General features: G+C 45.0%; 12 protein-coding genes. 7 read left to right on the top strand and 5 right to left on the bottom strand.

Going from position 1 to position 15,296, the window contains the following annotated elements:
- Positions 1-10: 10 nt before the first annotated feature.
- Together djlA and L3V35_RS20735 are read left to right on the top strand one after the other, a co-directional pair.
- A complete protein-coding gene (djlA, locus tag L3V35_RS20740; protein ID WP_017077642.1) occupies positions 11-865 on the top strand; it encodes a co-chaperone DjlA in 855 nt (284 codons plus the stop codon).
- A 57-nt stretch (positions 866-922) separates the two neighbouring features.
- Positions 923-1,468: a DUF924 family protein gene (locus L3V35_RS20735; RefSeq protein WP_171308581.1), complete on the top strand. Its 546-nt coding sequence runs from the start codon at positions 923-925 to the stop codon at positions 1,466-1,468.
- Positions 1,469-1,568: 100 nt separating this feature from the next.
- Here the strand turns inward: L3V35_RS20735 and L3V35_RS20730 are convergent, their stop codons facing one another.
- The 5 genes from L3V35_RS20730 to leuA all read right to left on the bottom strand — a co-directional run bounded on the left by L3V35_RS20730 (position 1,569) and on the right by leuA (position 7,428).
- Complete coding sequence (locus tag L3V35_RS20730) at positions 1,569-2,351, bottom strand: DUF547 domain-containing protein (protein WP_237300561.1); 783 nt, start codon at positions 2,349-2,351, stop codon at positions 1,569-1,571.
- Positions 2,352-2,544: 193 nt separating this feature from the next.
- Positions 2,545-3,147, bottom strand: a complete 603-nt coding sequence (gene leuD, locus L3V35_RS20725; RefSeq protein WP_237291169.1) for a 3-isopropylmalate dehydratase small subunit — start codon at positions 3,145-3,147, stop codon at positions 2,545-2,547.
- Between the two features lie 14 nt (positions 3,148-3,161).
- Positions 3,162-4,574, bottom strand: coding sequence for a 3-isopropylmalate dehydratase large subunit (leuC, locus tag L3V35_RS20720; RefSeq protein ID WP_102513544.1), 1,413 nt, complete (start codon positions 4,572-4,574; stop codon positions 3,162-3,164).
- A gap of 117 nt (positions 4,575-4,691) precedes the next feature.
- Positions 4,692-5,783 carry a 3-isopropylmalate dehydrogenase gene (gene leuB / locus L3V35_RS20715; protein WP_102298541.1) on the bottom strand — a complete coding sequence of 364 codons (1,092 nt, stop codon included), beginning with the start codon at positions 5,781-5,783 and terminating at the stop codon, positions 4,692-4,694.
- 97 nt (positions 5,784-5,880) lie between these two features.
- Positions 5,881-7,428 carry a 2-isopropylmalate synthase gene (gene leuA / locus L3V35_RS20710; protein ID WP_009847816.1) on the bottom strand — a complete coding sequence of 516 codons (1,548 nt, stop codon included), beginning with the start codon at positions 7,426-7,428 and terminating at the stop codon, positions 5,881-5,883.
- Positions 7,429-7,996: 568 nt separating this feature from the next.
- Between leuA and L3V35_RS20705 the strand changes: the two genes are divergently transcribed.
- From L3V35_RS20705 to L3V35_RS20685, 5 genes are all read left to right on the top strand, one after another.
- Positions 7,997-8,656 (top strand): TetR/AcrR family transcriptional regulator, encoded by a 660-nt coding sequence (locus L3V35_RS20705; protein WP_065207192.1) that lies wholly within the window; start codon positions 7,997-7,999, stop codon positions 8,654-8,656.
- Positions 8,656-9,993 (top strand): HlyD family secretion protein, encoded by a 1,338-nt coding sequence (locus L3V35_RS20700; RefSeq protein WP_237300560.1) that lies wholly within the window; start codon positions 8,656-8,658, stop codon positions 9,991-9,993. The genes L3V35_RS20705 and L3V35_RS20700 overlap by 1 nt, the downstream gene beginning before the upstream one ends.
- The gene (locus tag L3V35_RS20695) at positions 9,990-13,097 is read left to right on the top strand and encodes an efflux RND transporter permease subunit (RefSeq protein ID WP_171313571.1); all 3,108 of its coding nucleotides are present in this window, start codon (positions 9,990-9,992) and stop codon (positions 13,095-13,097) included. Before L3V35_RS20700 ends, L3V35_RS20695 begins: the two co-directional genes overlap by 4 nt.
- Before the next feature lie 272 nt (positions 13,098-13,369).
- Positions 13,370-13,894, top strand: a complete 525-nt coding sequence (locus L3V35_RS20690) for a phosphatase PAP2 family protein (protein WP_065207195.1) — start codon at positions 13,370-13,372, stop codon at positions 13,892-13,894.
- Between the two features lie 57 nt (positions 13,895-13,951).
- Positions 13,952-15,007: an MJ1255/VC2487 family glycosyltransferase gene (locus L3V35_RS20685; RefSeq protein ID WP_146457957.1), complete on the top strand. Its 1,056-nt coding sequence runs from the start codon at positions 13,952-13,954 to the stop codon at positions 15,005-15,007.
- The last annotated feature ends 289 nt before the right edge of the window (positions 15,008-15,296 follow it).

Below are 15,296 nucleotides of genomic sequence, written 5' to 3'. Positions count from 1 at the left end.
AGAACACATAATGCAAATATTTGGCAAAATTTTGGGCGCGTTTTTTGGCTTTTTATTTGGAGGGCCGCTCGGTTTAGTTTTTGGTCTGTTTTTAGGGCATCAATTTGATAAGGCTCGACGTTTAAGCCAATCGGGCTTCAATAGCTCTGGTTTTGGCCGAGGTCCAAGCCAAGCTGAAAGACAAAACGAGTTTTTCAAATCTGCTTTTGCAGTTATGGGACACGTTGCTAAAGCGAAGGGGCAGGTTACACCAGAAGAGATTCAGCTCGCTTCTACAATGATGGAGCGTATGAACCTGCATGGTGAACAACGTAAAGCGGCTCAAGATGCTTTCCGCGATGGCAAAGAGAGTGACTTTCCATTAAGTGATGTACTTGAGCGTGTGAAAATCTCATCGGGTGGTCGTTTTGATCTTCTGCAGTTTTTTCTTGAGCTACAAGTATCTGCAGCATTTGCCGATGGGAGCTTGCACCCAAGTGAGCGTCAGGTTTTGCATAAGATAGCGCAAGGTCTTGGGTTTTCTGCGGAACAGCTAGAGCGCCGTTTGCAGATGCAAGAAGCAGCATTTCGTTTTCAACAGCAAGGTGGAAGCTTTGGTGGGCATCAAGGTCACGGACAGTCATCGGGGTGGCAACAAGCTTCACAGCAAAACCAGTTGGCAGATGCTTTTAAGGTGTTAGGAGTGAGTGAAAGTGCCGATGGTAAAGAGGTGAAGAAAGCCTACCGTAAGCTGATGAATGAACACCACCCTGATAAGTTGATGGCGAAGGGCTTACCACCAGAAATGATGAATGTCGCGAAAGAAAAGTCGCAAGAAATTCAAAATGCTTATGACTTGATAAAGAAGGTCAAAGGTTTTAAGTAATCGAACACTAAACCGAGTAATAACAAAATTACTCGGTTTTTTATTAAAGGGAATTATATGACGGTAACGTATCAGAATGTTCTAGAGTTTTGGTTCGATGAATTGACGCCTAAAGATTGGTTTACTGGCGGTGGAGAGATCGATACTTTGATTGAGTCTCGTTTTGCTAAACTGCACAAAGCCGCTATCCAAGGTGAGCTATTTGAATGGCGACAAAATGCAGAAGGGCGCTTGGCTGAAATTATCGTGCTTGACCAGTTTTCTCGGAATCTTGGTAGAAATAGTCCAGATGCGTTTACTGCAGATCCTATGGCGTTGGTTCTAGCTCAAGAAGCGGTAGCGGGTGGCTTTGATCACCAACTCAATCAACAACAGAAAAGCTTCCTGTATATGCCTTATATGCACAGTGAATCTTTGCTGATGCATGAACAAGCGGTGCTGCTTTTTTCTCAGACAGGGCTAGAGAATAACCTTGATTTTGAGTTTAAGCACAAGGTGATCATTGAGCGTTTTGGTCGTTACCCACACCGCAATGAAGTACTAGGTCGAACTTCGACTCCTGAGGAAATTGAGTTCTTACAGCAACCAGACTCAAGCTTTTAATTGTGGAGATACGGTCAAAGAATTGAGAAGAGGCTAGTGGTTAATAAAACCTCTAGCCTCTTTTTTTGTTTAGCTTTAGTGATTAACTCTCGCGTTAAAACTAGTTTGCTTGGTTAAGCGACCAATCATAGTCATAACTGATTTTTTCAGTGTTCGTCACCGGCTTTGTTCGATACTGGTCTAAGTGTTGAATGAGTTGTTTCTCTGTACCAAAATCCACAGCAAACCAATCGTAAATCGATGATAGTTGTAGTTTATTGTTTTCAATTAACACGCCCTTATCACTATTTACAAAATCATTAGCAGCTTGTTCTAACAAGGCTCCAGTGTTGTCAGAGGTAAAAGCTTCAGGCTGCAAATTAGGACAACCTAAACTCGCACAGTTCACTGCATAATGCGTGCGCGGATCTTGCCAAATCGGTCTTAAAATTCGATGCTCAATATCATTGAGTGTTAGTGACTTCCCGTTAACGATTACCACATCATCTCCCCATGGCCCAAAACTAAACAGTCCGCCGAGCTTGGTGATGGATTTTATTGGGTAAGCATCGAGAATTAGATCGACAGTCACGGCGTTATATAGATTAACCCAGTAGGCATATTGTTCCGCTTTTGAGTAGTCGAGTGGATTCAACTGCTCTAGCCTCTTGATGTATTGCTTGAGCTTTGTCTTATCTACAGTGCTCACAGCTTGATAGCGAACTAGGGTGTTTTGCCCTTGTTTAACTAAGTAGCTATCGATAAATTGCTGCCAGTCTTGATGAGATACCTGTTCTTGGTTGGTTTCATTGCTTTGGTTCCAGTATGGCCAAAGATCAGGTTTAGGCGCAGACCAAGCTAAGGTTGAGAAAAGTAGGCTGACAATAAAAAGTAGTTGTTTCATGGCATTCTCCTGATGACTGACTACTAAGACCTTATGCTTTACGATTTTCTTTCATAGCTCTTCAGTTAAATAATAGAGCAGAGCTTAATAAGCACATTAAGTTAAGCTAAAAGCTCAGCCAAATAAAAAAGGTTGGCACTAGGCCAACCTTTTTTATGAACACAAAACTATGTGACTCTACTTCAAGACTTCTTTATTTCAGGAAGCTAGGAATCTTAGCTTCAAATTCTGAAATCTTATCTGCGTGTTGAAGCGTTAGGCCGATGTTATCTAGGCCATTCAGCAAGCAGTGACGACGGAACTCATCAATTTCAAACGAGTATTCTTTTCCATTGGCAGTGACTTTTAGTGCTTCAAGATCAACTGTAATTTCTGCGCCTTCGTTTGCTTCAACGAACTGGAAGATTTCATCAACTTCCTGCTCTGTAAGACGAACAGGAACCATCTGGTTATTGATCGAGTTACCGTAGAAAATGTCTGCAAAGCTTGGCGCGATCATCACTTGAATACCGTAATCTGCAAGCGCCCAAGGTGCGTGCTCACGAGATGAACCACAACCAAAGTTTTCACGAGCTAGCAGGATAGAAGCACCTTTATAGCGGGGTGCGTTCATTACAAACTCAGGGTTTGGCTGCTGGCCTGCATCATCTAGGAAGCGCCAATCGTGGAATAAGTGCTTACCAAAACCGATACGGTTCACTTTCTGTAGAAACTGCTTTGGAATGATCGCATCAGTATCGATGTTGGCCGTATCTAGAGGAACGACTAATCCGGTGTGTTGTTGAAAACCTGACATGTTAAATCCTCTAATTAAAGTTCACGAATATCGACAAAGTGACCAGCGATTGCTGCTGCTGCTGCCATTGCTGGGCTAACTAGGTGCGTACGACCATCACGGCCTTGGCGACCTTCAAAGTTACGGTTTGATGTAGAAGCACAGCGTTCTTGTGGACCTAGACGGTCATTGTTCATTGCAAGACACATAGAGCAGCCTGGTAGGCGCCATTCAAAACCTGCTTCGATGAAGATCTTATCTAGGCCTTCTGCTTCAGCTTGCGCTTTTACTTGCTCAGAGCCTGGAACGATCAATGCTTGAACATGTTTCGCTACTTGGCGGCCTTTTGCTACGGCAGCAGCTGCACGCATGTCTTCGATACGAGAGTTAGTACAAGAACCCACGAAGACTTTATCGACGTTGTAATCCGATAGCGATTTACCCGCTTCAAGACCCATGTAAGCCAAAGCTTTTTCTGCAGATGCCTTTTCAACAGGGTCTGCGAAGCTTTCTGGTGCAGGGATTGGTGTGTCTACTGAGATCACCTGGCCTGGGTTAGTACCCCAAGTGACTTGTGGTTTGATGTCAGCCGCTTCTAGCGTTACAACAGCATCGAACTCTGCATCAGCATCGGTTTTCAATGTGTTCCAGTATTCAATAGCGGCTTCTAAGTCTTCGCCTTGTGGAGAGAACTTACGACCTTTGATGTATTCGTAAGTGGTTGCATCTGGAGCAATTAGACCCGCTTTAGCGCCAAGCTCGATCGCCATGTTACATACCGTCATACGACCTTCCATTGTAAGGTCAGTAATTGCTTCACCGCAGAATTCAACCACATAGCCTGTACCGCCAGCGGCTGTTGTCTTGCCGATGATAGCTAGTACGATATCTTTTGCAGTAATGCCTTCAGCGACTTTGCCTTTTACTTCGATTTTCATGGTTTTAGCGCGAGCTTGTTTTAGCGTTTGAGTTGCTAGAACGTGCTCAACTTCTGAAGTACCGATACCGAATGCTAATGAACCAAATGCACCGTGTGTTGCTGTGTGTGAGTCACCACATACGATGGTCATGCCCGGCAGAGTAATACCTAGCTCAGGGCCCATTACGTGAACAATACCTTGGTATTTGTGGTTTAAGTCGTAAAGCGTGACACCAAACTCTTCACAGTTTTTCGATAGCGTTTCCATTTGGATACGAGCCATCTCACCAGAAGCGTTGATGTCTTTCGTTTGTGTCGATACGTTGTGATCCATGGTTGCAAAAGTTTTGCCTACTTGGCGAACTTTACGACCTTTTTCACGCAGGCCATCAAAGGCTTGTGGCGACGTTACTTCGTGGACTAAGTGGCGATCGATATAAAGAATTGGCGTTTCGCCTTTTGCTGCAACTGCAACGTGAGCGTCATAAACTTTTTCGTATAAGGTTTTTGCTTGCTGGTTTGTCGACATAGCTTTTCTTCCTTGGGAGCATCAGTCCCAGTGTTTGTTTCTAGCCAAGTCATACTGTTTAAGCTGACTTGGCTTGATATTATTCTTATGTACTTACTTCTAATCTAAGCATCTAGCTTATGAAGCTAAGATGTACTCAGCGATCTTGTCACCCATTTCAGAGGTAGTCAGCGCTTGGTTTTTGCCTGCAAGGTCAGCGGTTAGCTCGCCTGCAGAAAGTGCTTTAGACACCGCTGTTTCGATATCTTGAGCTGCGGCTTCTTCACCTAGGCTGTAACGAAGCATTAGCGCCGCAGAAAGAATTTGCGCTACTGGGTTCGCGATGTTCTTGCCTGCGATATCTGGCGCGCTGCCACCTGCAGGTTCGTATAGGCCGAAGTTGCTTTCGTTCAAGCTTGCAGAAGGAAGCATGCCCATAGAGCCGGTGATCATTGCACACTCATCAGAGATGATGTCACCGAAGATGTTCGAACAAAGCATCACGTCAAACTGAGATGGGTCTTTGATTAGCTGCATGGTCGCGTTGTCGATGTACATGTGGCTCAATTTCACATCTGGGTAGTCTTTCGCGACTTCTTCAACCACTTCACGCCATAGAATAGAGCTTTGTAGAACGTTCGCTTTATCGATTGAGTAAACGTTTTTGTTACGTAGACGAGCAGATTCAAACGCAATCTTTGCAATACGTTCGATTTCGTAACGGTGGTAAACCTCAGTATCAAAGGCTTTTTCAGTTGCGCCTTCGCCTTCACGACCTTTAGGTTGGCCGAAGTAGATACCGCCTGTTAGTTCACGAACAACAACGATGTCGAAACCATTACCTGAAATATCAGCACGTAAAGGAGAGAAAGACTCTAAACCCTTGTGGATTTGCGCTGGACGTAGGTTACAGAACAGTTGGAAATGCTTACGCAGAGGAAGTAGGGCACCACGCTCTGGTTGATCGTTTGGTGGAAGGTGTTCCCATTTAGGACCACCAACTGAGCCAAAAAGTACCGCGTCAGATTCTTCACAGCCCGTGACCGTCGCTTCTGGAAGTGGACAGCCGTGATTATCAATTGCAATACCACCAACATCATACTCTTCGCGAGAAAAGCTAATTGCGTGCTTCTTTTCAATCGCGTCTAGCACTTTGTGTGCTTGTTGCATTACTTCTGGGCCAATGCCATCACCAGGTAGTACGGCAATTTTGTATGATTTATCTGTCATGTTAATCCTTTAATTCTTGTTACTGAGCGGTTTGGCTCGTTTTAAATTTTGTCCCTAAAGCCAACAACATCGGCTCTAGGGCTCTGTTATTGGGGTCTTAAACTGTCGCGAATTTTTGCTGCTTCATTTCAGCAATAGTGTCTGCGCGTTGAATGCTATTGATAACGTGTAGCAACGCTTGACCAGAAGCTTCAACGATATCCGTTGAAACGCCCGTACCGTGGTACTTACGGCCTTTATAGTTAGCAATGATGTCAGCTTGACCTAAGCCATCTTCGCCTTCACCTTTCGCAGTAAGGTCGAATTTATCCAACGCGATTTCGTAGCCTGTTAAGCGGTAAATACATTGGTATAAAGCATCAACAGGACCGTTGCCGACAGCCGCTTCGCATTTCTCTTCATCACCACATTGCAGCTTGATGCTGGTGGTAGACATAACACTACCAGATTGTACGCTTAGGTAGTTAAGTTTATAGAAGTCATCTTCATCACGTAGATTCGCGAAGTGCATTAATGCTTCTAGGTCGTAATCGAAGACTTGTCCTTTACGGTCAGCAAGCTTCAAGAAGTCTTCGTACAATGAATCTAGGTTGTACTCATTATCTTTATAACCCATTGCGTCCATGTGGCTCTTAACTGCCGCACGGCCACTACGGCTTGTTAGATTCAATGCTTTGTTTTTCAAGCCAATAGACTCAGGCGTCATGATCTCGTAAGTGTTCTTGTTCTTAAGCATGCCATCTTGGTGAATACCTGAAGAGTGGCTAAATGCATTCGCACCGACGATAGCTTTATTGTCTTGAATTGGCATGTGGCAAAGTTGGCTCACTAGCTTGCTGGTACGGTGAATCTCTTTATGATCCAAACCAGTATGAACACCTAACAACTCTTGGCGAGTTTTGATGATCATTGCGATTTCTTCTAGAGAACAGTTACCCGCACGTTCTCCAATACCATTGATTGTGCCTTCAATTTGGCGAGCGCCCGCTTGCACAGCAGCAATTGAGTTCGCAACCGACATACCTAAGTCATCGTGACAGTGAACAGAGATGATCGCTTGATCGATGTTGGGTACGCGATCGAATAGCGTTTTGATAATGCCACCAAACTCATTCGGTACTGTGTAGCCAACGGTGTCTGGAATGTTGATGGTTTTCGCGCCCGCGTTAATCGCGGCTTCAACCATGCGACATAGGTTATCAATAGGGGTACGACCGGCATCCTCACAAGAGAACTCCACATCGTCAGTGTAGTTACGCGCATGTTTGACGGCTTTCACTGCCATCTCGACAACATCGTCGTAGCTGCGGCGTAATTTGTCTTGTACGTGAACCGTCGATGTAGAGATGAAGGTGTGAATACGGAACTGGTCAGCAACTTTAAGCGCTTCTGCAGCGGCGTCTATATCTTTCGCTACGGCACGAGAAAGTGCACAAATACGGCTGTCTTTGATGTGTTTAGCGATGGTTTGTACAGACTCAAAATCACCTGGCGAAGAGATAGGGAAGCCAGCTTCGATAACATCGACACCCAGTCTCTCAAGAGCATAAGCGATCTGTAACTTCTCTTTTACCGTAAGGCTTGCAGCCAATGCTTGCTCGCCGTCACGTAAGGTAGTATCAAAAATTATTACTTGATCGTTCATGGGTGCTTCCTTATATCGATAATGAATCGATTGCTATCCAAATTATTATTAAGAATGATGTTCTTTTAAAAGTGCCAGTTACAAAAAAACCCGCTCAGTGCGGGTTTTAATATTTGTGTAGTTCTTGACCCACAACTTACCCGCGCGATTGGTTCACGATAAGGAGAAGTTTCAGCAGTAGAGAAGAAGAAAAAATCATTACACAAATATCCGTAAATAAACTGTTAACACCATATTTACCGTAATTTATTCTGAGCGTCAAACAAGAAAATCCAATATCAGCGTACATTGGCAGTGTTTTGGTTTGGTTTGTGCTGTTTTTTATCTACTCTTTGGCTAAATCGACTGATTGGTGGTTTTGTATTGGCGGGTTAGTTTATCGTTTGGCTGATGTGTAGGTTAAAACTTTGTAGTAAATCTTTTTGATGGAACGATTCACCAAAAAAATTATAAGTGTGACCCAATTAATTAATCACTTGATTAAATAGTGAGTAATTAATCTTCTACTGTTACGTCTGTTTATCTCTATAATTAATCGGATGATTAATTATAGAGATGGATTTTTGCCATGACGGCACGAAAAGCGGGGCGGCCTCAGCAGAACTTAGATGTTCGACAGTTATTGATTGAGCATGCTCGCGATCTGTTTGTTGTTCAGCCATACGACAAGGTCTCGACACGCCTGATCGCCGAGCGTGCGGGTGTGAACATTGCGATGATCCGTTATTACTTTGGCAGTAAGGCTGGGTTATTTGAGGCGATGCTACGTGAAACCCTACGACCGATGCAGCTACAAATGCAGAAGTTAGTTGAAGAGAGCAGTCATGAAAACTTTCTCGATTTAATGCGGACTTACTACAAAGAGATGGTCAAGGTGCCCAAGTTTCCTCGCTTGATTGCCCAAGTGATGAATATGCCTCCCTCGGAAGTGCAAAGAGAGTTGCTCGAAAAGGTTTTCCTCGATGTGGCGAAGCCAGCCCAAGATGTCATTTTTGAAAAGTTGGTGGCACAAGGTGTCTTGAGAAAAGAGATGGATCCCAAGCTCTGCCGCGTGTCGTATATAAGCTTGATGGTATTTCCATTCATTGCACCGCCCCCTCTATTAGCAATCCATGGTATTGAGATTAATGAAGAATTTCTTAACCGTTTAATCGAACACAACATTCAATTGATGACAGAAGGTTTTATAAACACGCCTAGCCCTTCTTCCGTGCAGGACCAAAGATAATGAAAATAAATAAAAAACTACTCTTCTTTCCGGCACTTGCGGTTGGTGTCATTGGCCTTGTGGTTGCGATTAACTTGAAGCCGGATCTTCCAACCAAGCCTGCGGGTGATAGAGCTCGCTTAGTTGACACAGTAAGCCTAGAGCAACAACTGATAGCACCGTTAGCGGTTGGTTTTGGCAAAGTGGTGCCGAAAGTCGAATGGAAAGCGATTGCCGAGGTGACAGGACAGATCGTTTATCGCCATCCGGATCTTGAGAAAGGTCAGGTGATCCCTGCGGGAACGGTCGTGCTCAAGGTTGATCCATTGGATTACGAATTGAAGGTGATACAAGCAGAGGCCGATCTTAAATCAAGCCAAACCTCATTAGCGAAATTGAATCAAGAAGAAGACAACCTGAATCAGACTCTTAAGATCGAAAAGAATCGCTTAGTGATCAGCAACAAAGAGCTACAACGTAAACAAGATCTGCGTAAGAAAGGGCTGACTTCTCAATCGGATGTCGACCTGCAACAGCAAAGTGCACTGTCTCAACAGAAGCTAGTGTTGGATATCGCGAACCAAATCGCTTTAATGCCTGATGAAAAACGTGTTGCGGAAGCGGTGATTAAGGTCAACGTGTCTAAAGTGAAAGAGGCGCAGCGCTCTCTCGATAAGACCACCATCATTTTGCCAAGAGCGATGCGAATTGCTCAGGTTGATATCGAACAAAACCAAGTGGTTAACCTTCAGCAAGAGATGTTTGTTGCTCACGGAATTAATGTCATGGAAGTGGAGGCGCAACTTTCTATTCACGATATGCAAACTTTAGCCTCGAGCTTTAATCAATTCCCTCGCGATGCTGCAGGAATCCCTAATCCTTATGAAGCGCCAATCAAAGCGACGATTCAACTTAACAGCGGCAACCTGAACCTTAGTTGGCCTGCGAAGGTGGCAAGAATCAGTGAGACGGTTGATGAAAACCAAGCGACAGCAGGGATTATTCTCGAGATCGCTCAAGACTATTCACAACTGCAGCCAAGCAATGCGACCCCGTTGGTCAACGGCATGTTTGTAAAAGCTGAGATTGAAGGTGTCGCGAATCTAAGTTGGGTGGTTCCAGAGCGAGCATTGCACGGTGACAAGGTTTACCTGATGGATGACAATCAGCGCTTGCAAGTGGTGAATGTTGAAGTGCTTTATCGCAGAGATAACCAAGTGGTTGTGAGTGGCGAGCTACAAACGGGAGATAAATTGGTTCTTAATGACGTCCTACCAGCTATCGAAGGCATGTTACTGAAAGAATCGAACTCTGAAGAGGTTAAGCTTGAATCTGATACTCAGGAGAGTGCGTCATGATCAAGTTCTTTTCTAGGCACCCAACAGCGGCAAACTTGTTGATGCTTGGGTTATTGATCATGGGTATCAGCTCATTATCAACCATCAAGCGTGAAACCTTCCCCGCTTATGATCCGCCTTATATTATGGCTGCCATCGTTTATCCCGGTGCATCACCACAAGAAGTGGAAGAAAGCTTGTGTGTACGAATGGAAGATGCCGTCGATGGCCTAGCTAACATTGAAGAGACTCAGTGTGAAGCCATCGAAGGTAGCGCACGTCTAATCCTGAAGTTGAATGAGAAAGCGGATATCGGCCGAATGCTGGTGGACGTACAAACTCAAATCAATTCGATCAATGACTTTCCAAGCGAGATTGAATCTCCGGTTGTTCAAGAGCTGGATTGGAATGAACCGGTTGTTGATATCGCGATTACAGCCGAAACCTCATGGCCAGAGCTTAAGGCCTACGCTGAAGACCTCAAACGTATCATGAAGCTTGATTATGATGTTTCACTGGTCGATGTTAGCGGCTTCTCTGATCATCAATACCGTGTGGAACTGGATACCCAAGCCATTCGCCAGTTAGGTTTGAGCGTCGGCGATATCGCAGACCAGATTGGCCGTCAGAATGTAAAACTGCCAAGCGGTAACGTTGAAACACCAGACAAGAATTTTTTGATTCGTTTTGATGAAAGACGAATTACACCGGTTGAGCTGGAAAGCATCGTGGTTGGCTCTGCGCCCAATGGCTCTGTGATCCGTTTGAGGGACATTGCAAAAATAACCGACCGCTTTGAGCTTGACGAACAGAAGGTGTTGTTTGATGGCAAGCCATCGGCTCTGTTGAAAATCAGTAAAAACAAAGAAGATGATGCGCTACGAATCAAAGAGAACGTGACGCGTTTCGTTGAAGATCAGAGCGCGATTGCCCCTGATGGCGTGACGCTACAAATGACCAACGATCTCTCCTCTGTGCTGTGGGATCGCCTTACCATGATGGTTCGCAATGGCTGGCAAGGTATTGTGCTGGTATTTGCCACCATGTGGCTGTTCTTCAGCTTACGCTATTCATTCTGGGTTGCAGCTGGCTTACCTGTTGCCTTCCTTGGTGGCTTGTTCTTAATGGCGAACTTAGGTTTGTCGATTAACATTATGTCGCTGGTCGGACTGTTGATGGCGATTGGTATCATGATGGATGACGCCATCGTGATTGCCGAATCGATAGCCTCCCATTTAGATCGGGGGCAAAACGTTGATGATGCGGTGTACAACGGCGTTAAGAAAGTGCTTCCCGGAGTCTTATCTTCTTTCTTAACTACGGTGTGTATTTTCGGTAGCTTGTTGTTCCTCGATGGAGAGATGGGTGCGGTGCTTAAGGCTGTTCCTCAAGTATTGATATTAGTGCTCTCGTTGAGCTTGATTGAAGCCTTCCTGATTCTACCTAATCACTTGTCTCATTCATTACACAAAGAAAAGAATGACAAGCCAGCGCTGCGCTTCAAAGTGGTGTTGCTTGAAAAATTTGAGAACTTCCGCAATACAACTTTGATGAACATGGTCGAGAAGGTCGTGACGTTCCGCTATGCCTTTATGGGCGGAGTGCTGACACTGTTGTTACTTTCTATTGCCTTGATTGCGGGTGGTGCTGTTAAGTTCCAACCCTTCCCCGAATTGGATGGAGACATCGCTGAAGCGCGTATCATTCTTCCGCCGGGTGCGTCATTGTCTCAAACCGAGAGAGTCGTCGATAAAATAGTCGCGTCTGCTGAACGTTTGAACGTGCAGTGGAGTGAAGAGGTCGAAGAGGGCAATGAGTTGGTGGAACACATCACCAGCCAATTCAATGCTAATGCTGATGCCAGTGAGTCAGGCCCACATTTAGCCACTGTGCGTTTAGACTTACGCGGTGCAGAGAGCCGTAACACGGTTATCGATGATTTCATCAATGCATGGCGCGAAGATATCGGTGAGCTGGCGGATCCTATTTCATTAGTGTTCAAGCAGCCAACCATGGGGCCGGGTGGTCGTGCTATCGAGATCCGTGCCAAGCATGATGATCTGGCTGAATTGAAGTCTGCTTCTCTGGAGATTCAGGAGTACCTCAATCAGTTTGACGGGGTGCATGGTGTGCTTGATGACATGCGCATGGGTAAAGAAGAGATCTTAGTCAAGCTGCGTCCTGGAGCCGAAACCTACAATGTGAATGGGCAGATGATTGCTTCTCAGTTGCGTGCTGCATTCTTCGGGCAAACGGCGGATGAGATTCAAATCGGTGTTGAGAACATCTCGATTGAGGTGCGTCTTGATAAGGAACAAGCGGGCGACATACAGCAGCTGGCTAATTTCCCGATCATTACCGCCGACGGCAGTCAGATCCCGTTAGCAACGTTGGCGACATTAGATTTCCAACGTAACTACGTGCGAATTCAGCGTATTGATGGGCTGAGAACCATCAGCATCTTTGGTGATATTGATAATAAGAAGGCGAGCTCGTCGGCGATTTTGGCTCAGTTCCAAAAAGATGAAGCAGCCAAGCTTATTCAGAAGTACCCAGGCTTGCGCTTTGATTTCGAAGGGGAAGCTAAAGATGCGGCTAAGACTGGAGCCTCGATGGGCAAAGGCTTCTTGCTCGGCTTATTCGGCGTGTTTGCGATTCTTAGCTATCAGTTCCGAAGCTACTTAGAGCCTGTGGTCGTGATGTTAGCCATTCCACTCGCCTTTATTGGGGTGGTCGTTGGGCACTGGATACTTGGGCACTCTTTGAGTATGCCAAGCATGATGGGCTTTGTGTCGCTTGCCGGGATTGTGGTTAATGATTCCATCTTGTTAGTCCAGTACATTCGTCACCATGTCGATGAGGGAGATAGCGTGCATGACTCGGTGGTGAAAGCCAGTCGCGAGCGTTTCCGAGCGGTATTTTTGACCTCAATGACGACCGCAGCTGGTTTGCTCCCGCTGTTGACGGAAACCAGCTTGCAGGCTCAGGTTATCCAGCCATTGGTCATTTCGATTGTGTTTGGCATATTTGCCTCGACCTTACTGGTGTTGTTTATGATCCCTGCGGCCTACGCGATACTGGCGGACTTTGGTTTGGTGAAAAAGCATGAGCCATTAGCGCTATAACCTTTAGCGCTATTATCATTAGCGAACGCTATAACCATTAACACGATAGAAGTAGCGTTTGCTTGCTCATATACAGAAGTAAAAACATAGAAGAATAAAGCGGCCTTGGGTCGCTTTATTTTTATCGGCAGTTTCTAGGCCTCATCAGCTTGCTTAGCGAAAGCGGTCAATTCGCCTCAAAATTCATTTTAGTTCATTCAAAACGTCACTTAACTGTCATTTCAGGGGCATAACTTGAGCCTTAACTGAATAAGGATTGTTAAGGAGATTGTATGCGTACTATCGAACCTATTGTCCGCTGGGATGTGGCATTTTCTGTTTTTTGTTTAAAGAACCGTTATAGCGGACAACAGGCGACACTCAGTAAGGCGGTGTCTCATACTGGAGATGGACACCTTTACGTTTTGATTGCTTTGGTTGCACTACTGGCTGACAGTAACACTGGCCGAGATTTTCTCTTGGTGGGCTTAACTGCCTTTGCAATCGAGTTACCTATTTACTGGTTTGCCAAAAATACCCTCAAGCGTCGCAGACCAGCTGAATTCTCTTCATTGCTTTATTCCCATATTGTGCCATCTGATAAATACAGCCTGCCTTCTGGGCATTCCGCTGCGGCTTTTGTTATGGCGACCTTAATCGGACATTTCTATCCGAGCTTATATCTCTTTAGCCTGATTTGGGCTGCAGCGATTGCTGGCTCTCGAATCCTACTTGGTGTGCACTTTTTAACGGACGTACTGATTGGCGCAGCCTTGGGCATCGCTTGTACTAGCCTTGCTATCAGTTTCATCCTGTAATCATTTTTTTTGCAACAACCACTGCCGAGCTTAAGTGGCAAACATAAAGGAACATGCATGAAAATTTTATATGGCGTCCAAGGCACAGGGAATGGGCACATCGCTCGAGCGAGGGCAATGGCTGTGGCTTTTCGTCAGCAAAATATCGATGTCGACTTTCTGTTCTCTGGGCGAGACGAGAGCAAGTACTTCTCGATGGAAGCGTTTGGTAATTATCAGACCCGCAGCGGCTTAACTTTTTACAGCGAGCAGGGGCAGGTTAAATACGGCAAGACATTCATCAAGAACAACATCTGGCGATTTCTCAGTGAGATTAATCAGATCGATTTGACGCCTTATGACTTAGTGTTGAATGACTTTGAACCTGTGACTGCATGGGCAGCTAAGAGGCAAGGTGTGCCATGCATTGGCATAAGCCACCAGAATGCGTTCCGCTACGATGTACCCAAAGAAGGGGGCAACTGGATTGAACATTCGGTGATTCAACATTTCGCCCCAACTGAGCATTCGATTGGTTTGCATTGGTATCACTTTGAACAACCAATACTGCCGCCTATCGTTCACACGCTGGCTGGTGATCAACAAACCAAAACAGCACAAGACTTTACGTTGGTCTATTTGCCGTTTGAGGATCTTGAGTCGATCTCGGATCTGTTGATGAAGTTTATTTCGCACAACTTTGTCTGTTATCACCCGAATGTCATTGAGCACCGTCGAGTCGAAAATATTGAGTTCAAACCACTGAGTCATACCGGCTTCCAATTCGACCTCAATCAATGCTCTGGTGTAGTGGCTAATGGCGGTTTTGAATTGCCATCGGAAGCCCTAACCTTGGGTAAGAAATTGCTTCTCAAACCTCTTGAGGGGCAGTTCGAACAACAGAGTAATGTTGCGACGCTTGAAGCGCTCGGATTGGCTCAAACCATGAGCTTTTTAGACGCGGCTACCTTGCGTGGTTGGCTCGGTGAAAAGCAGGCCGAAGTGGTTACTTATCCCGACGTGGCAAGTGCACTTGTTGAGTGGGTGTTAGCGGGCAATTGGTCCAACCAAGATGACTTAAGAAAGCAACTTTGGGACAAGGTAGATTTTCCTAGTTATGCATCGCTCACTTAACTCATAAGTGTTATTTCTGAATCAACCAGCCAAACAATTCATGAGTTCAATAAATTGTAACAAATGTAACCAAACGATAGAACAGCTAAATAAGTCGAAATGAAACTCATAAGTGATGCATTTTATGTTTTTTTATAACTCTATAAATAATTGATTTTTAGATGTTATTTAATCATTAAGGTAAAATAAAATTATTCTTTATCAATCTTGTTGGTAGCTCGAGATTTATTGGTTAATAGTAATGGTAATCCGAAAAACATCGGTCTGATAAATATAAGAATTAGTGGTT

Origin of the sequence: Vibrio sp. L5-1 (genome assembly GCF_021728315.1) — a bacterium.
GTDB lineage: Bacteria > Pseudomonadota > Gammaproteobacteria > Enterobacterales > Vibrionaceae > Vibrio > Vibrio splendidus_K.
Note: the sequence above shows the minus strand (reverse complement) of the source record. Positions and strands in the feature narration are given on the sequence as shown.

Coding starts and splice junctions, on each gene's coding strand:
- djlA (WP_017077642.1), top strand. CDS start 11: ATGCAAATATTTGGCAAAATTTTGGGCGCGTTTTTTGGCTTTTTATTT.
- L3V35_RS20735 (WP_171308581.1), top strand. CDS start 923: ATGACGGTAACGTATCAGAATGTTCTAGAGTTTTGGTTCGATGAATTG.
- L3V35_RS20730 (WP_237300561.1), bottom strand. CDS start 2,351: ATGAAACAACTACTTTTTATTGTCAGCCTACTTTTCTCAACCTTAGCT.
- leuD (WP_237291169.1), bottom strand. CDS start 3,147: ATGTCAGGTTTTCAACAACACACCGGATTAGTCGTTCCTCTAGATACG.
- leuC (WP_102513544.1), bottom strand. CDS start 4,574: ATGTCGACAAACCAGCAAGCAAAAACCTTATACGAAAAAGTTTATGAC.
- leuB (WP_102298541.1), bottom strand. CDS start 5,783: ATGACAGATAAATCATACAAAATTGCCGTACTACCTGGTGATGGCATT.
- leuA (WP_009847816.1), bottom strand. CDS start 7,428: ATGAACGATCAAGTAATAATTTTTGATACTACCTTACGTGACGGCGAG.
- L3V35_RS20705 (WP_065207192.1), top strand. CDS start 7,997: ATGACGGCACGAAAAGCGGGGCGGCCTCAGCAGAACTTAGATGTTCGA.
- L3V35_RS20700 (WP_237300560.1), top strand. CDS start 8,656: ATGAAAATAAATAAAAAACTACTCTTCTTTCCGGCACTTGCGGTTGGT.
- L3V35_RS20695 (WP_171313571.1), top strand. CDS start 9,990: ATGATCAAGTTCTTTTCTAGGCACCCAACAGCGGCAAACTTGTTGATG.
- L3V35_RS20690 (WP_065207195.1), top strand. CDS start 13,370: ATGCGTACTATCGAACCTATTGTCCGCTGGGATGTGGCATTTTCTGTT.
- L3V35_RS20685 (WP_146457957.1), top strand. CDS start 13,952: ATGAAAATTTTATATGGCGTCCAAGGCACAGGGAATGGGCACATCGCT.